Origin of the sequence: Facklamia sp. 7083-14-GEN3 (assembly GCF_024742075.1) — a bacterium.
GTDB lineage: Bacteria > Bacillota > Bacilli > Lactobacillales > Aerococcaceae > Facklamia.
Genome location: NZ_JANSGD010000002.1, coordinates 76,754 through 98,784 on the forward strand (window position 1 = coordinate 76,754; position 22,031 = coordinate 98,784).

The window sequence follows — 22,031 nt, forward strand, 5'->3', positions numbered from 1 at the left end:
CCAGGTGGTCTTTGACCCTGGTTCTTTTTTATAGTTTATGACCTTGTATCAGTTTAAGATAGATCGACATCCTCTGTCTCTTCAGCTGGAACTGTCTCATCCATGTTTTTTTCACTCGGTGCTTCTTCTTCAAGAACATCTTCAGCTGGCTCTTCTTCAGGAGTTTGAGTTTCTACAGAACCAACTGGTTCTTCAACCATTTCTTCTAAAGTTGTTTCTTCTTCAGTGGATTCAACTGGTGTGTATCCAGGAATCATATAATCAACTGGGACTTCGTTCGCAAGATAGTTATTTTCAACATTAACACCATAAACGGCATTGAAATCATAAGTATCTTGACTTAATGGTACAGCTTCCATAGATACTGGATCAACTTCACTAATTACTCCCGTTTCTAAGTCATATTCAAAACGTGCCAATGTACTCATCTTAGTAGGGCTATCTTCTGCTACAGATAGACTAATAACTTTATCGTCTTGCTCAATATCAGTATATGTATACACTTGTGGAGCAAATCCTGTAGCATTAGCTACCAACTGAATAATCTCGGCTAAAGCTACATCAGAACTTTCAAGATTTTCAACTTCTTGTAATTTAGCCATCCATTGGTCTTTGATTGGTTGGAATTCAAAGCCTTCATTTTCAGCTGCTTCTTTTAAATCTCCTTCGAAAGTAGCTGTATATTGATAAAGCAACTCTCTTAAATTATCTAATTCCGCTTTTGTTTCAACTGTTAGATCTGGTTGAATAGCTTCAAGAACAAAGGTATGAGCATAAATATCATCCACACGGATTCCTTGTTCAACTGCTTCTTTAAAGCGATTGTAAAGGGCTGGTAGAATTTCGTGATACTTTTCTGTATCAGAAAAATCAGGAGTCTCAACTTCTTTAATTTGATCAATGGTCATTGAAGGTTGGAGTTGAGCTAAGATATCCCCCCATTTTTTATCTTCAATTGACGCATCAAGTTGACCAACAGTATCTTTATTAGCTGCTGCATCTGTTTGAGCAAAATCATTAGCATATTGTTCTAATTCTTGCTTTGTTTCATCAGAAATAGTGACATCTGTTGCAACTGAATTATCCACAACGTTCCCATCACCATTAACTTCTGTGTTGTTAATTACATTATTGATAACGGTATTCACTATTTCAGTAGAGTTGGCTTGACCATTATTTTGTACTTGGGAGGCAACCTCTTTCTTAATTTCAGCAATAATCACATTAACTTGAGAATCGGTTAGGCCAGTTTCTGTTTTCACATTACTTACTACAGAAATTTCGTTTTGAGCTGTTTGCATATCATGCTGCTTAACTACAACACCTTGTGACTCTAACAAAGCATATAAGCCTGTAAGCGCACCTTCTCCTGTTACAGGTAGAAAACTGCCAATTTTTAAAAGAGTGTTTTGAGCTCCTGCAGTAATAGCTGCATTTTGATAAGTTGTCGCTGAAACATCTGTGATATTTTCAGGAGTTACTATTTGAACCTTAATGCCAGTGCCAGCTGCTTGAGGCTTAATATAAACTGATGAATAAACATCTGTTGAGGCATCTGAACCGATATTTAAGTAGCGATCTATCATGACTCCATCTACGTAGATCGTATTCTCAGCTGTTACACTGCTAGCGCCTAATAATTGAATAGTTTGTTGAGCTTGTTGAGAGTTTAGTGTCGCTCCTAAAGCTAACTTTTCTTGTTGCAAGGTTTGACCCGCTTGCTCAACGGCTAAAGCTGATTGACTGATTAAAGGCATACTTGCTGGAAGAGCAGTAAGAGCTGCTAAAGCAAGTAATAATACTTTTTGTTTTTTCATAAATTTTATGCTCCTTTTTAATTAATATAATGACACTTTGATTATATCTATCCTAAAATACTTATACAAGTTATAACCTTTTCTTTAACAAATTCTTATAAGAAAAAAGCCAGAAAAAGAATAATTTCTTCACATTCTTTTTCTGGCTTCTTTTAGTTTTGGTTAGCTAAAAGTTTTGCTAGAACGCCCGAGATAAATTTTCGTGATTGATCATCTGAAAAGGTCTTAGCTAATTCAATCGCTTCATCAACCGCTACTTTAGCTGGTACTTTTTCTTCATCAATGAAAAGCACTTCAAAAAAAGCTAAGCGTAAAATGGTTAAGTCAATACTTGCTATTCTATCAAGTGTCCATGATTGGCTGAGATATTGTTTAATCATATCATCCAAAGCCAATTGATTATCTTTCACTCCTCTAACTAAGGTTATTAAATAAGAGTCTATCTCACCTGAATACCCCTTCTCAGGATCATTACCAGCTTCTAAAGCGAATTCTACAGCATCCTCACTTTGAAATTGGTCACTGGCTATCACTAATTGGTATAAACTCTGTACTGCTTTTTCTCTTAGCTGATGACGTGATAATTTTTTCATCTTATTCTCCGATTTCTTTTTCGCTATTCCTAATAGTTTTCAAAGCTGCATTCATTTGAGGCTCTGTATCAATGGACTGAACATGAACATTCACTTCGCTAACAATAAGGTCTGTCATGTATAAAATTTGTTCCTTAACGCGCTCTTGAATAGCTGCAGCTATAACTGGAACAGTTTTCCCATATGCAATCCTTACGTTTATGTCGATTGAAATCCGGTCTTCAACTTGACGCATTTTAGCATTAACGTCAGCCCCTTGAATGCGTAAGAATTTTCCTGCTTCTTTTTTTTGAGAAGAGCTGAGTACGCCATCAATCTCTGAAGCAGCCTTAGCCGCAATGTCTTCTAAAACACCCATAGTAATATTAATTTCGCCTAAGTATTGTTCGCCGAGAGATTCAAACGAGACAGTTTGTTTATTTGACATCTTTTAGCCTCCTATATAATTATTAATTCTTTTGGACTACGGTTAATTGATATTACTCGATCCTCTTGTACAATTAAATCATCTTCAATTCGAACACCACCGATACCTGGCAAGTATATACCAGGTTCGTCAGTAATCACCATATTCGTTTTCATAACCGCTTCAGAACGACTAGAAACCGCAGGTCCTTCATGAACATTTAGACCTACACCGTGTCCGGTAGAGTGTCCAAAGTACTCGCCATAACCTTTTTCTGTAATATAATCACGGGCTAGTGCATCCACTTCTTTACCAGTCATGCCTGCTTTAGCCTCTCTAATTACGCGTTGGTGTGCTTCAAGTACAATTTCATAGACTTCTTTCATCTTATCAGAAATAGATCCTACCGCAATCGTACGAGTCATATCAGACGAATAACCTTTATAGTAGCACCCAAAATCTAGGGTTACAACATCGCCATCTTCAATCACTTTTTCACTGGCTACACCGTGAGGCATAGCAGAACGTTCACCAGAAGCTACAATTGTATCAAAAGACATACCTGTTGAGCCTTTATCCTTAAGAAAAGCTTCTAATTCATTGGCAACCTGAATTTCAGTTACACCAGGTTTAATAAAGGTTAAGATATGTTCAAATGCTTGATCTGTAATTTCACATGCTTGTCGAATGGTCTCAAGTTCTGATTCATCTTTAATTAAACGAATTTTTTCGATTAAGCCTTGACTAGCTTTAATTTCTGTTGCAAAAAGATCTTTAATTCTTAGATATTGACCAACATTCATATTATCCGCTTCTATAGCTAACGTTTTAACTTTTTCTTGATCGATTAAGTTTTTAACTTCTTGATCCACTCCGTTTTGATGGATAACAACTGTTGCAGACTTAACTTGGTGACTAGCTTGAGTAGTATAGCGGAAATCAGTAATAAAGAAGGCCTTATCTTTTGTTACAAATACGGCACCAGCCGAACCTGTAAAGCCGGTTAAATATCTTACATTTAACAAATCCGTTACATAGATTGCGTCGAATTCTTGTTCTTTAAGTGATTGACGTAATTTATTTATTCTATCCATAAGATTGCTCCTTTACTTGTTATAATTCTACTATTTAGTTTGATGAGGTCTTACCCCTTTATTAATATCTAATAAAATCGGCATAATCATCGGATTTCTCTGCGTTTTTTGATAAATAGCCGGTTCCAATTGACTGAGCAATAAATCACGCACACTTCGTTCATTTACATTAGGTCCAGACTCATTTAAGCCACGGTTGATAATCGCTCGTGCTTTATTTTGAATATCATTAATCAAATCGGCTGATTCACGCATGTAAATAAAGCCTCGAGACATAATATCCGGTCCAGCAATCAATTGTTTAGCTTCAAAGTCGATAGTAGCTGAAACAATGATTAGGCCTTCTTCTGACAGAGCCTTACGGTCTCTCAGTACAATATTACCAATATCGCCAATACCATTACCATCCACATAAACATCTTGAGCAGGAAATCGTCCTGCTATACGAGCAGAGTCAGCAGTAAGAGCAAGAACATCGCCATTAGACATAATAAAACAATTTTCTTTTGGAATCCCCGTCATTTGTGCTAACTCAGATTGGATTTTTAACATCCGATATTCACCATGAACTGGCATGAAGTATTTTGGCTTCATTAAACGGTGCATTAATAATTGCTCTTGTTGACCACCGTGACCAGAAGTATGAATATTATTGACCTTACCATGAATCACCTTGGCCCCTTGTTCACTCAATTGATTAATGACACGATTAACACTCATGGTATTTCCTGGAATAGGTGAAGAAGAGAAAATAACGGTGTCGTTAGGTTGAAGAGAAATTTGTCGATGTGTACCATTAGCAATACGACTCAAGGCTGCCATCGGCTCCCCTTGTGAACCGGTACATAGGATTAAAATTTTATTAGCCGGATATTTATTAATATCTCTTGGTTCAATAAAGATGTCTTCCCCTTTATCATCCACATAACCTAATTCTCTAGCTGTCTTAATGGATGACTCCATCGAACGACCGAAAACAATTATCTTCCGACCTGTCTCGTAGGCTGTCATTACAACTTGTTGCAATCGAGACACATTAGATGCGAAAGTAGCGAATATAACGCGTCCTTCTTCTTTTTGGATAATGTTGCGAATCGATCGGCCGACAATTTTTTCTGAATTAGTAAAGGTTGGTACTTCGGCATTGGTTGAATCTCCTAGTAATAATAAAACTCCTTCTTCACCAATTCGAGCCATCTTATGTAAGTCAGCTGGCTTACCTACCGGTGTAAAGTCGAACTTATAATCCCCTGTGAAGACAATATTTCCTGGTGGTGTTTTAACTACCACTCCGTATGCTTCTGGAATCGAGTGCGTTGTTAGATAAAAACTAACGCTTGTTTTACGAAAACGGATTACAGAATCCTCATTAATTTCATGAATTTCTGCATCGCGTAATAATCCTCGTTCTTGTAACTTATTGCGAATCAAAGCTGAGGCTAATTTACCGGCGTATATTGGTACGTTTATTTCTTTTAGTAAGAACGGAATACCACCTATGTGGTCTTCGTGACCATGAGAAATAATAACCGCCTTGATCTTATTACGGTTTTGTAATAAGTATTGATAATCAGGAATAACATAGTCAATACCTAATAATTCGTCTTCTGGGAACATTACACCAGAATCCATGATGATGATTTCATCTTGAAATTGGACACCATACATATTCTTACCAACTTCATTTAAACCACCTAAGGCAAATACACCTACTTCATTATTTTTAATATTTACTGACATCTTAGAACTCCACCAACTTAAAGTCTTCTTGTTCTTTTTCGTATGCCAAATGCGCCTCATCTAAGGCTTGGACATATTGGATATTGTATGATGTGTTTTTTGTAACTTTTTCAATCGCTTCTACGCGATTTTCTGCTTCAAGATAAAGGGAAAGTGTCCTTTCTCTTGTTGGAACTTGATCTTTACTTTCTTGGTACATTACTTTAAAAATCATGTGTTAAAAACTCCTTTATTATTTTTTATTTCAACTGGTGGGTGAGCTAAACACTCGTTGTCAATTTATTCTATCACACTTTCATATTTAGGTATAGTTAGACACCGAGACTCTTATTTAAATAAAAAATACAAGCACCCTTTTTATTTTTTTATTGTATTTATCAGCAGACTATTAAAAAGGGTGAGTTGATGATCGAAGAAATATCAAAATCACTGATTAATGAAGCCATCGATTTATTAGCTTCCGATATTCATTTTATGCCAAACATTGATAGTTACCATGTTTTCTTTCGGATAAATGGTCAACTCCACTACCACAAAAAAATTCCATTAAGTTTAGGGAGAAAAATAATCGCCCATTATAAGTTTTTAGCCAATATGGATGTTGGTGAAAAAAGACGGCCTCAATCTGGAGCTTGTCAATTTAAAATTACTGAAGAACAAATGGTTGAATTAAGATTGTCTACTATTACCAACGTAAACCTTATAGAATCCTTGGTCGTTCGAGTAATATTTAGTAAAGTTCATAAGTCTCAACAAATCAACACCTACTTTCCCAATCAAATTAACCTCATTCGAAAATTGATTAGAAGTAAATCTGGAATGATACTGATTTCGGGTCCAGTCAATTCAGGTAAAACCACAACTATCTATCAGCTTTTAAGAGAAAGAATGAATGATGAAAAGTTACAAATCATTACTATGGAGGACCCTGTGGAAATCAAAGAACCTTCTTTTTTACAAACGCAGGTAAATGAAAAAATAGGCATTTCTTATGACTTATTAATTAAGTCCTCGCTCAGACATCATCCCGACATTCTTTTTATTGGAGAAATTCGGGATGAGGAGACTGCACGTATGACCTTAAGGGGTGCTTTAACCGGTCACTTAATGATTGCAACTATTCACGCTAAGGATACCTTTGGGGTTATTGCGCGACTTAAAGAGTTAACTATTAGTCAGCAACAATTAAAACAATCTCTCATCGGTGTCATCTCACAAAGACTTGTCCCTCGATTTTGCCCTCTTTGTAAGAGTAGTGTCCAATTATCTTGCAATCATATTCCTAAAGAATTTCATCGAGCTGCATTGTTCGAAATATTATATGGTCAGCATTTGAAAGAATATTTGAATCATTTTGATTTGCCTCTCAATTTCTTCACCCTTAACCAACAACTAAGAAAGGCATGGGCCTATGGATACATTCATAAAAAAGAATATGACCACTTTGAAGTTCTTTAATAAAGAAAAATCATTTTTTAATCAAGATGAAAAAATATACTTTTTACAAATCTTAGCAGAAATGCTTCAAGAAGGTTTTTCTATCTACCAAAGTCTGCAATTTATGAAAATACTTTTACCTAAAAGAATCTTAACTATTGATCAAATATTGAAGAGTTTAAATATGGGGCAAAGTTTCGATCAGGTTCTTTTAAATTATGGATATTCGAATCGAATTGCCGCTCAATTATTTTTTGCTCAAAAACAAGGACGATTTAATCAAGCTCTTTTTGAAATTGTAAACCACTTAAAAACAATGAGAGACTATCAAAAAAAATTAATAAAAACACTTATTTATCCGTGTTTTTTAATGATTTTTCTAACATGCTTATTATTTGCAATGAGACATTGGATGCTTCCGCAAATTTTATCTTTTATCAATAAAGAGATTTTAGAAACTTATTTATTAGCTCGTTATTTGCTCATTCTCTTTACCTTACTACCACAAATCAGCATCACTTTTTTAGCACTTATTTTATTTGTTTATCTAATTATTGATTTTTATTTATTAAAGCTTTCAATTATCAACAGATTTCAACTCTTAGTTAAGCTGCCTCTCTTAGGAAAACTAATTAGAAAATATGTATCTTATCGTCTAGCTGATGAACTTTCATATTTTTATGCAGCTGGATTTTCCATGCAAGAAACGCTTAGTCTTTTAATTTCATATCCCATCGATCCCCTAATTAGTGAATTAGCGAATTACTTACATCAACAATTTTTAAGTGGGAGCGAGTTAAGTGATTCGTTAGAAAACATAGGTATTTTTACAAAAACGCTTAGTTTAGTTATATACCAAGGGGAGCTGACGAGTCAGACCGGTCAGAAATGTAAACTTTATGCTAAAAAAATATTTGAGGAGGTGGTCGAAGATCTTAATAAAAAACTTAGTTTTGTTCAGCCAATACTGTTTTTAGTAATTGCTATTATTGTAATGGCCATGTACCTCGTTCTAATGTTACCAATGTTAACCATGGAGATATAGAAGGGAGCTTTCATGAAAGTAAGAATCATAAATAAAATTAACCTTTATCGAATTTTTGAAGACAAAAGAGCATTTACACTCATTGAAATGCTAATTGTGCTTATTATTGTATCACTATTAATGGCTATTATTATTCCCAATGTTTCCGGTCAAAAAGACCGTATCGACCAACAAGCAGTTGAAAATATTACAGAGATTGTTGAAACTCAAGCGGATGCTTATTACCTAGTAGAAGATACCCAAGAATCATTAAGCTTGGAAACTTTGGTTAGTGAAGGTTATCTTACTCAAAAGCAAGCAGACGAAGCGGCTGAAAGGATTGAAGCTGAAGTCCTCAATCAAATACTGTCTCCTTAATGAAAGCTAAAAATCAATCAGCCTTTACACTAATCGAAGCTTTGTGCGTACTTTCAGTTTTTAGTATATTGATGATTTTTCTGACGTCTTTACCTTATCAACAATTAAAAGCTAATTATCAGACAAAAGTTTTTAAAGATCAATTGAAGAGTCAGCTATATTTAGCTCAAGATAAAGCAATTATTGATCAAGATCCGGTTCAGGTTGTCTTTAGTAAAAGAGGAATAATCTACTTTTGGCAAATAGAATCCCGCAAGAATTTTAGTCAACTCATAATCCCTAAACATTTAAAACTACTTAACTCTTTTTCTTTTTATTACTTAAGTAGTGGTCGTATTAATGATTTTGAAACTGTTTACTTTGAAAATTCAGAAGGCAATAATTTTGAGCTTGTTTTTCAACTAGGAAGTGGTCAATTTGTTTTTAAGGAGCAAAAAGGGAAGCAGTCTTATTGAAGCATTAGTAGGCTTATTGATCTTGTCTTGGATTTTGAGCTTTTATTTACCTAGTTTTAATCAAGAATTAAGAACTTTTAAGCAATTAAAAACAGAAAATAATGAATGGCAATTATTTTATCAACTAGTGGATATTCAACTTTCTGATTTAGATTTAAATAAAAAAGAGACACTTATCCAATCTACAATGGAAAGTTACCAATTATTGTTTTCAGTCGAGGTTGATGATTTTTCGTGCGACTCTGTTTCCTGTCAAATAGAGTTTAAGAGAGGGAGTGTCTATCAGATTGAAATTCAAGCTATTCAATCCTTATAAACAATCAAAACAGGCCTTCACCTTAATCGAGTGCCTTATAACACTCTCTATTTTTGCTTTAATAATGAACACTCTCATGATAAGTGTTTCTCATTACCGCAAATTGGATGAAAATATGCGTCAAGATCGTTCGTTAGATTGGCAGCACTTCACACTGATGATGGAAAGTGAATTTAATCAATTTTTAATTATGGATGTCTCTTCACAAGAAATAAAACTTTGTCTCAAAGAAGATCACGATGAAGAGAGCTCAGTCATTTTAAGAAATCAAAAAATTTATCGCAGACCCGGACATCACCCTTACCTCTTTCAAGTAAAATCATGGCATCTAAGTCCACAAAAACCCTTTATAACAATCTCTGTGGAGCTAACCAATGGTCAAATCTTCTCACATACCTTTCATTCTAATTATATAAGAACGGAAGATTTTGATGAAAAATAAAAAAGGGCTTATCCTACCAATGGTATTGTGTTTTATGATGTTAAGCCAAGTTATTTACTTAGGAGTCATTCAACTTAATGCTCTCCACAGACAAAGAATCCACCAGTCAAATAATTATTATCAATTACAAATTCAAACTCTTTTAGCAGATTCTAACCTGCGTCCTATTCTCCAAGACCAATGGACAAAAAGCCTAGAAGAATCTCTTCAAAGAGAATGTCAACTTCTACAAAAAGAAAGTTTAAATGACTTGGGCCTGTTTACAAGTGATTCCTTAATTCAAACGATTAACTTAATCGAAGTTGAAACTTTAGACTTTGATTCATTACTTCTACTCTATAAGACGCTTATTTTTATAGAAAAACCATCAAATTTTGAGCCAACTTTTTCAATAATAGAAGCTGATGGCGAATGGGTAGCTAATGATCAAGTGACTCTTTTTCCTAATTCTTCTAAGGAAGATTCTTTCGATGCTAGTCACTTACTACTTAGTTCGCAAGGCTATCTAATAAATAAAGGTCTTAATAAAAATAAAAAATCGCAGTGGGTAGGAACACTTGAACAAGAATTTCAGATTGAATTTAATACTGGAACAAGCAAGATTTTAACTTCTGGGTACAAATTAATTTTCGACTCAAGACTTTCTACTGGTGAGTCATTCGAAAAGAAACAAGACTTACCTCAACTAAATTACCTCCTCCAATGGCATGGGAATCTCTATCAGGATTCTAAGGCTAGTTAACGAAGAAACAGCAAGCATTCTCAAATCCTCCAGAGTGCTTGCTGTTTTAATTTATCTTATTTTAAGGGCTCGATCGATATCTCGCTTAGCTTGTTGTTCTTTGAGAGCCTGGCGCTTATCATAATGATGTTTCCCGCGAGCAACCCCAATTAAGAGCTTAGCTCGGCCTCTGACTAAATAAACCTTTAGGGGGACAATAGTCATCCCTTTTTGGCGTGTTGCTTGTTCCATATCCACTATTTCCTTATGGTGTAATAATAATTTTCGATCTCTTAAGGGATCGTGATTAAACAAATTACCATGGTCATAAGGACTTATGTGAACATTCTTTACCCAAGCTTCGCCCCCATAGATTGAAATAAAGCCATCTTGAATGTTTATTTTTCCTGCTCGAATGGATTTAATTTCTGTTCCTTTGAGCACTAGACCGGCTTCGTAAGTATCAATTATCTCATAATCATGTCTAGCCTTACGGTTTTGAGCCAATGGTTTATCATGTTCTGCTTTATTTTTTGCCATAAAATCTCCTTGCTAGTGCTAGGAGTCTATTATAACCTGATGGACTCCTAGTATTTCTTTTTTTTAGTTCTTTTTGCTTTCTTAAAGTTTCCCTTAGCAGAAACTTTTTTACCTGCTAAATTTTTACCTCTTTTAGGATTCACTTTATTGGCTTTATTCTGTTGATTCTTTTTCTTATTTTTAGTTGAAGATTGAATAATTTTTGGATCGATACCTTCTACTGGTTCAGCTTCAATTAGCTTAAAATCAATTTGTCGATCTTCTACACTGACATTACTAACTTCGATTTTAACTCGTTGGCCAATTCTGAAGATTTTGTGTGTTCTCTCACCAATCAACAGCATATGGTCTGGATTAAAATGATAATAGTCATCATCTAAATTCTGAATAGAAACAAGTCCTTCTACCGTATTAGGAAGGGCCACAAAAATTCCGAAAGAAGTAACCGATGAAATAGTTCCCCAGAAACTTTCTCCAACTTTATTCATCATATACTCAGCTTTCTTGAGAGCATCGGTTTCTCTTTCTGCATCAACTGCCCGACGTTCCATTTTAGAAGCATGAGTCGCAATAGTTGGTAGTTGGTCTTCTAACTTAGAAATTTCCTTATTAGAAGGTTTCCCTGATAAATATTGACTAATCAAACGATGTACGATCAAATCAGGATAACGACGTATTGGTGAAGTGAAGTGTGTATAGTCCTCTGCCGCTAAACCAAAGTGTCCTGCCGCTTCATCTGAATACTTAGCTTGTTGCATAGACCTTAGCATCATAGTTGAAACAGCTTGTTCGTAATCCTCACCTTTAACCTTTTTAAGCGCCTCTTGTAAGGCTCTAGGTGCCATGTCTTCTGTATTACCTCTAAGAATGACCCCAAAGCTCGAAATAAATTCTGCGAAGCGGTCCATCTTATTAGAGTCTGGTTGTTCATGAATTCGATAAATAAACGGTAGTTGCTTCCCTAAATATTCTTTTGCTACCGTTTCATTAGCAGCTAGCATAAAGGATTCAATTAATCGCTCACTGGTAAATCTTTCGCGCAAAACAATTTCTGTCGGGTGCCCCTTTTCATCTACCAATATCTTCGCTTCAGGCGCATCAAAGTCGAGTGCCCCTCTACGACGACGCATTTGATAGAGAATTTCGTGTAACTCGGCCATCTCTTCCAACATAGGAACAATTTCTTGATAATCTTGTCTTAAAGTTGAATCGCCGTCTAAAATAACATTCACATCTGAATAAGTCATTCGATAGGATGAATGAATAACCGATTTAAAAATGCGATGCTTAATTACTTGTCCTTGATTATTAATCACCATTTCGCATGACAAGCTCAAGCGATCTTCTCGCGGATTCAAGGAACAGATTCCATTAGACAAGCGTTGAGGTAACATTGGGACTACCCGGTCGGTTAGATAAACAGAAGTCCCTCGTTCATAAGCTTCGCTATCGATAGCAGAACCTGGTCGCACATAATGCGATACATCAGCAATATGGACACCTAAGCGATATTCCTTATCAGAAATTTTTTCTAAACTAATAGCATCATCTAAGTCCTTAGCATCTGCGCCATCAATGGTAATAATCAATTGATCACGTAAATCTTCACGACCTTTAATTTCTTCTGGATTTATTGTCTGATTCACAGCTTCAGATTCCTTAAGCACCTCTTTTGGAAATTCATGAGGAATACCAAATTGGAAGAGGACGGCTAAAATATCAACCCCTGGAGCATCTTTGTGGCCAATTTCTTTAGTCACAAGACCTACCATTTCATTCGGTTTACGACCGTCTGGATATTCAGCGATTTCAACAATACAAATAGTGTGATTAGCTGGATGAATACCATCTGGACGTATAAAGATTTTAGTCTCATCTGGAAACTCACCTTGTGGCTTTATGTATCCAACATAGCCTGTGGACTCACGTTCTTCTTGATTAAAGCCATAAAATTCACCGACTAGCTGGCTAGCTTTACGGTCAATCACTTCAATTACTTGGGCTTCAGACCCTTTGCCAGTAGCTGGGTTAACATGCTTAACAATTCGAACACGAACTGTGTCTCCGTCCATTGCGCCCCCATTTTTACCTCTGGGTACAAAATAGTCACTTTCTCCTTCTTCATGAGAGATAAATCCAAAACCTTTTTCATTTGCACGGTAAATGCCTACTACTTCTTCATTTGAAGAAAAAGCTTTAAAATGACCTTCAGGCGTTAATTGGATTTCACCAATTCTTTCTAAAAAGGCTAAAGCCTTTATTAATTTTTTATAGTTTTTAGTTCCTCGATAATTAAAAAATTGGGATAGCTGGTCTACTGAAAAGGATTCTTCTTTATTTCCTTGTAAAAAAACAATAATGTCTTTTTCTAATCTAGATAAACTCAAGATTTATTCTCCTTTCTCAACCTAAAAGGGTTGGGTCACTTGCTTGATGAAATCTAAAACCGATTTTTCAAAAGCTTTACGGTCGCGGTTTGTAGGAATGGAATGTGTATTATGTGGGAAATAATGAAAGTCAATGCGAGCATTAATCAAGGCATCTTGAAGTAAATAAGAATCATCTGGCTCTATTAATTCATCTTCACCCGATTGAGCGATATAAAAAGGTACTTTAATATTTGATAATTGAGAAGTAATTTCTTCTTTGATAATCTCTAAGTCTTTCATCTGATGCCAATGATCTTCTAATATATCATCAAACTCTTCCATGAATGTCTCTGTATCATGCCGTTGAGTGGCTAAAAATTTGCCTAAATGCATAAATGAGTCAGAAATATCAATTGGATCTTTCGTCATAACTGGTGCATTAAAGATTCCTCCACCACTTCCTTTAAAATCTTTCTTAGAAATAATATCTGTAGCCATGACCCCTCCTAACGAAAGCCCAAAGACTAAGAGGTGCTCAAAATCCTGTTCCACCATCCAATGATAAGCTTCATAAGCTTCTTGACGCCAGATAGTCGGGGAGTAGTCCAAAACCGATTTGATATCTTGTGTATCATGACCACTAAATAGCGGCACTAATACATTATATCCTTGGCGATTCAATAACCTTCCTAATAGATTCATATCACGTGTTGATCCCGTATAAGCATGGAAGAGTAGAATCCCTACCTTCTTATCTTGACCTACTAAATAAACCGCCTTATCAAATGGAACTTTCACCATTATTTTCACTCCTAACCTCTTAGTATCATTGTATCTAAAGCTCGCTAGAAACAAAAGAAATACCCCTGTTTCTAAATAAATACGCACATGTGGCCTAAAAAGCCAACATGTGCGTCTATTCAAAATCTTTAACGATTATTTAGCCGATAAGTATGCTAAAGCTAAGGCAATGACAAAGAACAGCACGCCCAAAACAGTTGTTGCACGAATTAAAAAAGCTTCAAAGCCACGTGCTTTAGTTTTTACGGTACCATCATCTCCTCCACCGGTTAAGGTTGAAGCTGCATTACTCTTAGATGGTTGCATAATTACTAATAAGATGATTAAAATGGATACCACTATTAAAGATATCATCAAAGCGTTATACATAGTTGCCCTCCTTCATATGGACTATCTAGGAAATTATATCACACATTTTTGAAAAATGTGATAGATAATCGCTAGAACATACAGATAAATTAAAAAAAGCCCTCAGAAGTAGATCAAAGATCTTCTTTTAAAGGGCTTGACTTACTTTTAATAGTTTTTTTATAAACATCCCATTATTTACTTTAATTAGAAACCGAATTAGCCGCCTTACGAGCTTGTGAAAGTTTACGGATTTCTTCCTTTGTCTTCTTAGCAGTTTTAGCTCTTCTTTGACGTTCGTATTGAGACCTTAACTGACCGCAAGCCGCTTCAATTTCTGTTCCGTGTTCTTTACGTACGACACAATTAACCTTATTCTTCATTAAAATATCAAAAAATTGCGCAATATTTTCAGCCTTTGAACGCTGGAAAGAATTTTCTGCAACTGGATTATAAGGAATCAAGTTGACATAAGCTAATTTAAGCATCGGTTTTAATAGATTAGCCAATTCTTTAGCATGTTGAGGTGTATCGTTGACCCCATCAATCATAATATATTCAAAAGTCACCCGTCGATTCGTTTTTTCGATATATTCATAAATGGCATCAAACAACTCTTCAATTGGATACTCTCGGTTAATCTTCATAATAGAAGATCGAGTCTCATTGTTAGGGGCATGGAGAGAAACCGCTAGATTGACTTGTAATCCTTCATCAGCAAATTTACGGATTTTTGGTGCTAAGCCAGAAGTTGAGACAGTAATATGACGTGCCCCAATAGCTAGTCCCTTATCTGAATTCACAATTCTTAAGAACTTCATCACGTTATCATAGTTATCAAAAGGTTCACCTATACCCATAACTACAATATGAGAAACTTTCTCACCTTGACCTAATTGATCTAAGTGTCGTTGAACGTACATGATTTGAGCAACTATCTCTCCTGCTTCTAAATCTCTTACTTTAGGAATTAAACCTGAAGCACAGAACTTACAGCCAATATTACAGCCAATTTGCGTCGTCACACAAACTGAAATACCATAATGATGATACATTAAAACCGTTTCAATCATTGACTTATCTTGTAATTCAAACAAAAATTTAGTGGTTTTATCTTGGGCTTTTTGTACAATTTCTGTTTTTAAAGGAGAAAAAATAAATTCCTCGGATAAAGGTTCTAAAATCTTTTTGGGGATATTGGTCATCTCTTCATAGGAAGCCACATGATGACGGTAAAGCCATTGCCAGATTTGATCTGCCCGGTATGGCTTTTCACCTCTTTGAGCTAGCCATTCGATTAGATCGTCTAGGGTTAAACTATATATTGATTTCACTGATAAAACTCCTCTATTTATATAAAACTTCATGTTCAGTTTAGCACAAACAAAAGAGCCTGTCTTTATTTTATTTACCTTCTAAAGAATAACCATCAGCCTCTAACAAAAATTCATGAGATTTTCTTAAGCCTGATAAACAAGATGACCCTGATAGATAGTTGCCAAGGTCTTACCTTTAACTTGCCAACCTACAAAAGGTGTATTGGTTGATTTAGAAGCAAAGTCCTTCGGATCGATTGGAAATTCATGGTCAATGTCAAAAATGGCAAGGTCAGCAATGCCCCCCACTGTTAGATCTGAAGTTTTTAAATTAAAAATCCTAGCTGGTTCACATGACATCCAATTGATTAATTGTTCTAAACTACAAATTCCTCGTTCAACAAAATAAGTGTATAGCAAGGCAAAAGCAGTTTCTGATCCAACAATACCAAAAGGTGCTTTGAGCATACTCTGATTCTTTTCTTCTGCCATATGCGGAGCGTGATCGGTTGCTATGCAATCAATCGTTCCATCAAGTAAACCTTGAATTAAGGCTGCTTGGTCTGCGCGACTTCTTAATGGTGGGTTCATCTTCCAATTACCATCATCATTTGGAATGTCCTCATCACACAAGAGAAGATGGTGGGGGCACACTTCACAAGTTACTCTAACGCCTTCAGCTTTGGCAGCACGAATAACAGCCACACTTTCTTTAGTCGAAACATGACAAACATGGTAGTGGCAGTCTGCTTCTTTAGCCAAAATACAATCCCTGGCAATCTGACTGGATTCAGTCGCAGAGTATATTCCTGGTAAGCCCAACTTTTCACTTACCTTCCCTTTATGCATAACCCCGCCAAAGAGAAGTGAATTGTCTTCAGTGTGAGCGACAATTGGTCGGTCTAATTGCTCAGCTATTTGCATAGCTTGAAGCATTAGACCAGCCGTTTGAACGCCCTTACCATCATTAGTAAAGGCAACAGCTCCTGCTTGTGTTAAAGCAGGAAAATCAACCAGTTCTTCTTCGGAAGTAATTTCTAGAGAAATCGGTGCATACTGATGAACTTTGATGCAGGCTTCTTGCTCGTTTAATTGCATCAAAGCTGTAAAATCTGCTAGATTATCTGGAACTGGATTTAGATTTGGCATGGCACAGACTTGTGTATAACCGCCTCTAGCCGCTGCTTTTGATCCGGTTTCAATGGTTTCTTTCCCTTCAAAACCAGGCTGACGAAAATGAACATGCAAATCTATTAGTCCCGGAGTAATTAAACCATTTTGACCATCGAAAATTTTAAGTTCTTCATGCGATAATTCATCTAAAAGATTTAGACCGATTGCACTAATTTTCTGGTCCTTAATTAATACTTCCACTGCTTGGAATTCGCCTTGACGATTTAGCATTCGCACATTCTTAATTAATAACATCTTATTTTACCTACTTTCCGTTCATCACTGCTTCAATAATTGACATACGCATAAATACACCATTTTTCATTTGTTCAGCTATTACAGATTTTTCTGACATGACTAATTCATCGGCTATTTCTACCCCCCGATTGACCGGTGCTGGGTGCATAATAATTGCATGGTCTTGCATACGACTGGCTCTTTCAATATTTAAACCGTATAAACGATGATAAGTTTCTGCTTCGAAACTATCTGGCTGGTCATGGCGTTCTAATTGGACTCTTAAAAGCATTAAAACATCGACTTCTCCAATCAATTCATCCATTGGTAGATAGCTTCCAAAATGATCAAATGTTTCGTCATACCACTCTTCTGGTCCTGAAAAAAATAATTCAGCCCCTAAACGAGATAAGATTTCAGCGTTAGAGTGGGCAACACGCGAGTGACTCAAGTCACCTACTATCGCTATTTTCAAACCAATAAAGCGCTGGAACTTTTCATAAATTGTCATTAAGTCTAGCATACACTGTGTAGGATGCTGAGAAGCTCCGTCCCCTCCATTAATAATCGACAAGTTTAAATGAGGTGATTTCATCAAAGGTTCAAAATAGTTTTCTTCTCGAGTACGCACAACTACTGTATCTACGCCTAAAGATTCTAGTGTTATCAAAGTATCCAGGAGGGTCTCTCCTTTGGAAAGTGATGAGGTTTTCGCATCAAAAGCAATGACCGGCATACCTAATTTTTTCTCTGCCATTTCAAACGAAAGATGAGTTCTAGTTGAATTTTCCAAAAAAACATTACAAACAAAGTGGCCAGGATATTGTGGTAATAGGGAACGATCGAGGTTCTTAAATTCGATGGCTCGATGGATCAATTTCATTACCATACCGGAATTTAGTTTCTTGGTGGATTCGAAATGCTTAAAAACTAAGTTGTGATTACTCATTATTTTATTCCTCCATGTACTGTAATTTGCCGCGGAAATCTTCTAATTTTTGATAGCCATAAGCTGCCATTTCATCCGTTAATTCTTGATTCAATCGTTCAAAAATTTGTGGTCCTTCTTCCATCAAAGCAGTTCCTACTTGAACCATTGAAGCCCCACATAGAATATGTTCAAAAGCATCACGGCCACTTGCAACGCCTCCAGTACCAATAATGGCTATAGTGTCATTTAGACGCTGGTAGAAGGCATGCACATTAGCCAAAGCCGTTGCTTTAATAGCGGCTCCACCAATCCCACCGAAGCCTTGTTTAGGCTTGATAGATACGGTCTGATCTTGAACCCACAAACCATTACCAATTGAATTAACCGAATTGACAAAGGAAAGAGGAAATTGATTCAAAATTTTGGCCACTTGATCGAAGTGAACAAGGTCAAAGTAAGGAGGTAATTTTACTCCTAACGGTTTGTTGACAAAGCTAAACACTTCTGTCAAAATTTCGCGCATAAGTTCAAAATCATAGGCTGTTTGAGGTTTACCGACTACATTAGGACAGGATAGGTTTAACTCGATCAAGCCATTAAATGAAGAATCTTGAACTTTATGTAATACTTGATAGATTTCTTCTTTAGAAAGGCCCGTTACCGATAAGAAAAGATCGGTTCGTTCTAATTCTTCAATATAGTCTAAGTAATAATCAATTCCTAAATTAGGCAAGCCCATCGAATTGATTGAACCATGAAGATCACCCACATAGCGCGGCTCAGGATTGCCCTTGCGCGCTTGATTAGTGGCTGTTTTGGTAACAAAAGTAGCGGCTCGAGACGCTAAAATATCATTTAGCTCTTCTCTTGTTTGGCAATGAACGCCAGCGGCGTTCATTAAGCAAGATTTAAAGTGATGGTTGGCAATTTGGGTCGTAAGCGTCATTTCATACTTCCTTTCATAAGTTGAATTCGCTTAGTTTTAACCAAAAAAAAGAGGTCAGTAACGAAAAACCGCTACTGACCTACTTGCGCACATAAAAGGATATATCATTAGAGAAGTTCCTCCACTGATCTATTCAAATAAATCTTTCATGTATCTCGTACACGGTTAAAGACTAATAAAATTTTACTTATTATAGCCCGCCAACTCAAAAAAAGCAAGACTTTCTTCACAACAAACAATCAACTCTTTCATTTTATAGTTATTAGATGTAGAATTTACTATTGGACTTATCGAATTCGCAAACAAAAGAAGGTGATCTTATGTCAAAATTAATTTCTTATCAACAATCACAATCCTTATCGAATCCACTTTGGATTGATGTTAGAAGTTCTAAAGAATTCGAACACGGCCACCTTCCAAATGCCATCAACCTTCCTGTAATGGATAATCAAACGCGTCATGAGGTGGGAACACTTTATAAACAAGGAAAAATCGATTCAGCTAAACAAGTAGGTATTAACTATATGAGCGGTGTTTTACCGACCTATTTCAGTCAAATTTTAACACATAGTCACCGCCATTCTTTGATTTTTTATTGTAAAAGTGGTGGTTTTAGATCTTCTTCAATCGTCGGCTTATTACAAGGTTTAGGCCTTAACGTGTATCAGTTAGCTGGAGGTTATCAAACTTACCGTCAATACGTTTTAGAAAGTTTAGAAAAACTACCTGAACAGTTTCAGTTTGTTTCTTTGGACGGGATGACTGGTACGGGGAAAACGCTGATTTTAAATCATATCGAAGCCCTAGGAGGACAAGTATTAGATTTAGAAGGTTTAGCCAATCATCGAGGATCTCATTTTGGAAAAATTGGATTGGGTCCACAACCTAGTCAGGCTAATTATGAGGCCGCTTTAGTAGCAAAACTTGAAACATTCAAACCAGGAATTGTCTTTATTGAAGGAGAAAGCGCCAGTATTGGAAAAGTACACACACCGCTTACCCTTTATAACGTTTATAAACAATCTCCCCATCAAGTTTATATTGATTCACCACTCGATTTACGTATCCAACGCATTGAAGAAGAATATATTAATACATCCGATATTAATAACTTAGAAGAAATTAAAAAAACATTAATCAATATGAATAAAATGAATTCAGAACGCAAAAGCAAACATCTCCAAGCACTCGATCAAGGAGATTACGCTTCTGTCATCGAAGATTTAATTGTTTCTTATTATGATCAACATTACACACTAAAAAACAAAGTTTTTGAATACCAAATGATTAATTATCATTCAAAAGATACAGCACGCGCCTTATTGGATCTTTATGAAGCCTTATAAAGTAAAAAAAACAACGACACACTCTCTGTCGTTGCTTTTTATTGTTTCTTAAGTCCATTTCAAAGCAAAATCTACTGCGATTTGTGCAATCAAGTCTTTCGAATCTAAAGCAGCATCATTGGCTAAAGAACGGCTATCCCAAACTTCTTCGTTCAAATGATCGGCTGCATAAAAGAAATGACAGACTTCTACTGAACGAAACTGCGCCCAAGCGGCTACTGCCGAGCATTCCATATCGACACCTATACCCCCTTGCTCTTTGCGCTTTCGATATCGGTCGATTGTTTCTCTATAAATAGCATCTGTGGTCCATACTTTTCCGACATAGGATGAAATATTTTTTTGATTTAAATAGTTTTGAAAACTTGCTAAACTCGTCTGATTGACTTCCATTTCGTAACTAGGTTTTAAATAATGGAAGGAGGTTCCCTCATCTCGTATGGCTTGATTCGGTATAATAATTGATACATCTTCAATTCTGTCATCTAAAACACCACAGGTACCGAACAAAATCAATCGTTCCATACCCATTGCCCATAAGTCTTCTAAGACTGCTACACAAGCCGGACTCCCCACTTGTGAGTTGAAAGCTGCAAGCTCTTTATCTTCAACTTGGAGACGATAAATCGGTATTTCTCCATGAGCCGTTGAAGTAATGGCAATTATTTCATTGGGATAGTTATTTATCATACGTTGAAAAGTTGAGCGTGCAAAACAAGAGACTACTGTCTTTGGAAAATTTTCAATTTGCTCATTCAGGTCTTCAGGGTTAATAATCGCTTTAGAATTTGAATCAAATTCATGTAAAGGTAGGTGTATATCCATAAAATTTCCTCCAAAGAGTTTATTTAATATCATACTAAATCCTTTAGTTGCTAACAATAGAAAAGTAACTTTTATTATGCTTTATAAAGAAACATAGTTAGTAATATCTTTATTGTTTCACTGTGCAGTAAATATTCCCCCCCACAAACTAATTAAGATGAATATCTTCCCATTCCTCAACTTGTCCCTTAGAATACTTTAATTCATAAACTTGAGGCTGTTTCATACTTAAGAAATCTTTATAAGTAAATTTTTTGTTTGTCTAAACATTCATTAGAACGGACAAAGCTGTTCCATGACTAGCAATAATGATATTTCCTTGTGATTGCTCTATTATTTCCTCAAAACAAGATAAGACTCGATGCGATACTTCATTTAGTGACTCCCCAGTTGTTAACTTATAATTAAAATTATTCCATTGATTTTGTGAAAATGATGGAAAATCTTCCACCCATTCCCCAATCGTACGCTCTCTTAAATCTTTCTGGTAAAAAATTTTTAAATCTAATCGTTCAGCTGTTGGTTCAATTGTTTGTTTAACGCGAAGATATGGACTCGAATAAATTTCACTAATTTCCTTCTCTTCGAAAAAACTTGCCAACTTTTCAGCCAATTTTTTTCCTTCATCCGTTAAGGGAGCTTGTTCATTTTTAACCGTAAGATCTCTTATTGAATGTCTGACCAAATAAATCTTCCTCATATTTAATCAATCCTTTCGATTTATTCATTCAGGTCCTCAGTGTTGATATTCGCTTGAGATTTTGAATTAAATCCAT

24 protein-coding genes are annotated in these 22,031 nt (G+C 35.8%); 8 read left to right on the forward strand and 16 right to left on the reverse strand.

The window, feature by feature from the left end:
• Positions 1–53: 53 nt before the first annotated feature.
• The 6 genes from NW240_RS04955 to NW240_RS04980 all read right to left on the reverse strand — a co-directional run bounded on the left by NW240_RS04955 (position 54) and on the right by NW240_RS04980 (position 5,864).
• Positions 54–1,817, reverse strand: a complete 1,764-nt coding sequence (locus NW240_RS04955; RefSeq protein ID WP_258436381.1) for a DUF1002 domain-containing protein — start codon at positions 1,815–1,817, stop codon at positions 54–56.
• 152 nt (positions 1,818–1,969) lie between these two features.
• A complete protein-coding gene (gene nusB / locus NW240_RS04960) occupies positions 1,970–2,410 on the reverse strand; it encodes a transcription antitermination factor NusB (protein WP_258436382.1) in 441 nt (146 codons plus the stop codon).
• Position 2,411: 1 nt separating this feature from the next.
• Entirely contained in the window at positions 2,412–2,837 is a 426-nt protein-coding gene (locus NW240_RS04965; protein WP_258436383.1) for an Asp23/Gls24 family envelope stress response protein, read from the reverse strand.
• 11 nt (positions 2,838–2,848) lie between these two features.
• Complete coding sequence (locus NW240_RS04970; RefSeq protein ID WP_258436384.1) at positions 2,849–3,910, reverse strand: Xaa-Pro peptidase family protein; 1,062 nt, start codon at positions 3,908–3,910, stop codon at positions 2,849–2,851.
• A 30-nt stretch (positions 3,911–3,940) separates the two neighbouring features.
• Entirely contained in the window at positions 3,941–5,650 is a 1,710-nt protein-coding gene (rnjA, locus tag NW240_RS04975; protein ID WP_258436386.1) for a ribonuclease J1, read from the reverse strand.
• Position 5,651: 1 nt separating this feature from the next.
• Positions 5,652–5,864 (reverse strand): DNA-directed RNA polymerase subunit epsilon, encoded by a 213-nt coding sequence (locus NW240_RS04980; protein ID WP_258436387.1) that lies wholly within the window; start codon positions 5,862–5,864, stop codon positions 5,652–5,654.
• Between the two features lie 191 nt (positions 5,865–6,055).
• Between NW240_RS04980 and comGA the strand changes: the two genes are divergently transcribed.
• The 7 genes from comGA to NW240_RS05015 are packed head-to-tail and all read left to right on the forward strand — an operon-like array spanning position 6,056 to position 10,444.
• Positions 6,056–7,108 carry a competence type IV pilus ATPase ComGA gene (gene comGA, locus NW240_RS04985; RefSeq protein ID WP_258436388.1) on the forward strand — a complete coding sequence of 351 codons (1,053 nt, stop codon included), beginning with the start codon at positions 6,056–6,058 and terminating at the stop codon, positions 7,106–7,108.
• Positions 7,086–8,132, forward strand: coding sequence for a competence type IV pilus assembly protein ComGB (comGB, locus tag NW240_RS04990; protein WP_258436389.1), 1,047 nt, complete (start codon positions 7,086–7,088; stop codon positions 8,130–8,132). Before comGA ends, comGB begins: the two co-directional genes overlap by 23 nt.
• Positions 8,133–8,144: 12 nt before the next feature.
• The gene (comGC, locus tag NW240_RS04995; protein ID WP_258436390.1) at positions 8,145–8,489 is read left to right on the forward strand and encodes a competence type IV pilus major pilin ComGC; all 345 of its coding nucleotides are present in this window, start codon (positions 8,145–8,147) and stop codon (positions 8,487–8,489) included.
• Positions 8,489–8,944, forward strand: coding sequence for a competence type IV pilus minor pilin ComGD (gene comGD / locus NW240_RS05000; RefSeq protein WP_258436391.1), 456 nt, complete (start codon positions 8,489–8,491; stop codon positions 8,942–8,944). The genes comGC and comGD overlap by 1 nt, the downstream gene beginning before the upstream one ends.
• Before the next feature lie 22 nt (positions 8,945–8,966).
• Positions 8,967–9,260, forward strand: coding sequence for a hypothetical protein (locus NW240_RS05005; RefSeq protein WP_258436392.1), 294 nt, complete (start codon positions 8,967–8,969; stop codon positions 9,258–9,260).
• A complete protein-coding gene (locus NW240_RS05010; protein ID WP_396134567.1) occupies positions 9,220–9,702 on the forward strand; it encodes a competence type IV pilus minor pilin ComGF in 483 nt (160 codons plus the stop codon). Before NW240_RS05005 ends, NW240_RS05010 begins: the two co-directional genes overlap by 41 nt.
• A complete protein-coding gene (locus NW240_RS05015; RefSeq protein WP_258436394.1) occupies positions 9,692–10,444 on the forward strand; it encodes a hypothetical protein in 753 nt (250 codons plus the stop codon). Before NW240_RS05010 ends, NW240_RS05015 begins: the two co-directional genes overlap by 11 nt.
• A gap of 51 nt (positions 10,445–10,495) precedes the next feature.
• On the opposite strand, the gene smpB is transcribed toward NW240_RS05015, so the two are convergent.
• The 8 genes from smpB to NW240_RS05055 form a co-directional block, all read right to left on the reverse strand.
• A complete protein-coding gene (smpB, locus tag NW240_RS05020; RefSeq protein ID WP_258436395.1) occupies positions 10,496–10,963 on the reverse strand; it encodes an SsrA-binding protein SmpB in 468 nt (155 codons plus the stop codon).
• Between the two features lie 47 nt (positions 10,964–11,010).
• The gene (gene rnr / locus NW240_RS05025) at positions 11,011–13,350 is read right to left on the reverse strand and encodes a ribonuclease R (protein WP_258436396.1); all 2,340 of its coding nucleotides are present in this window, start codon (positions 13,348–13,350) and stop codon (positions 11,011–11,013) included.
• 21 nt (positions 13,351–13,371) lie between these two features.
• Positions 13,372–14,133: a carboxylesterase gene (locus NW240_RS05030; RefSeq protein ID WP_258436397.1), complete on the reverse strand. Its 762-nt coding sequence runs from the start codon at positions 14,131–14,133 to the stop codon at positions 13,372–13,374.
• Between the two features lie 135 nt (positions 14,134–14,268).
• Entirely contained in the window at positions 14,269–14,502 is a 234-nt protein-coding gene (gene secG, locus NW240_RS05035) for a preprotein translocase subunit SecG (protein ID WP_258436399.1), read from the reverse strand.
• 182 nt (positions 14,503–14,684) lie between these two features.
• Positions 14,685–15,815 (reverse strand): 23S rRNA (adenine(2503)-C(2))-methyltransferase RlmN, encoded by a 1,131-nt coding sequence (rlmN, locus tag NW240_RS05040; RefSeq protein WP_396134568.1) that lies wholly within the window; start codon positions 15,813–15,815, stop codon positions 14,685–14,687.
• A gap of 126 nt (positions 15,816–15,941) precedes the next feature.
• Positions 15,942–17,225: a dihydroorotase gene (locus NW240_RS05045; protein ID WP_258436401.1), complete on the reverse strand. Its 1,284-nt coding sequence runs from the start codon at positions 17,223–17,225 to the stop codon at positions 15,942–15,944.
• A gap of 10 nt (positions 17,226–17,235) precedes the next feature.
• Entirely contained in the window at positions 17,236–18,156 is a 921-nt protein-coding gene (locus NW240_RS05050) for an aspartate carbamoyltransferase catalytic subunit (protein ID WP_258436402.1), read from the reverse strand.
• 4 nt (positions 18,157–18,160) lie between these two features.
• Positions 18,161–19,084: a dihydroorotate oxidase gene (locus NW240_RS05055; RefSeq protein ID WP_258436403.1), complete on the reverse strand. Its 924-nt coding sequence runs from the start codon at positions 19,082–19,084 to the stop codon at positions 18,161–18,163.
• 320 nt (positions 19,085–19,404) lie between these two features.
• Here NW240_RS05055 and mnmH point away from each other — a divergent pair, with 320 nt between their 5' ends.
• Positions 19,405–20,430 (forward strand): tRNA 2-selenouridine(34) synthase MnmH, encoded by a 1,026-nt coding sequence (gene mnmH, locus NW240_RS05060; RefSeq protein WP_258436404.1) that lies wholly within the window; start codon positions 19,405–19,407, stop codon positions 20,428–20,430.
• 48 nt (positions 20,431–20,478) lie between these two features.
• On the opposite strand, the gene NW240_RS05065 is transcribed toward mnmH, so the two are convergent.
• Together NW240_RS05065 and NW240_RS05070 are read right to left on the reverse strand one after the other, a co-directional pair.
• Entirely contained in the window at positions 20,479–21,255 is a 777-nt protein-coding gene (locus NW240_RS05065) for a nucleoside phosphorylase (protein WP_258436405.1), read from the reverse strand.
• 262 nt (positions 21,256–21,517) lie between these two features.
• The gene (locus tag NW240_RS05070; protein WP_258436406.1) at positions 21,518–21,955 is read right to left on the reverse strand and encodes a histidine phosphatase family protein; all 438 of its coding nucleotides are present in this window, start codon (positions 21,953–21,955) and stop codon (positions 21,518–21,520) included.
• Positions 21,956–22,031: the final 76 nt, after the last annotated feature.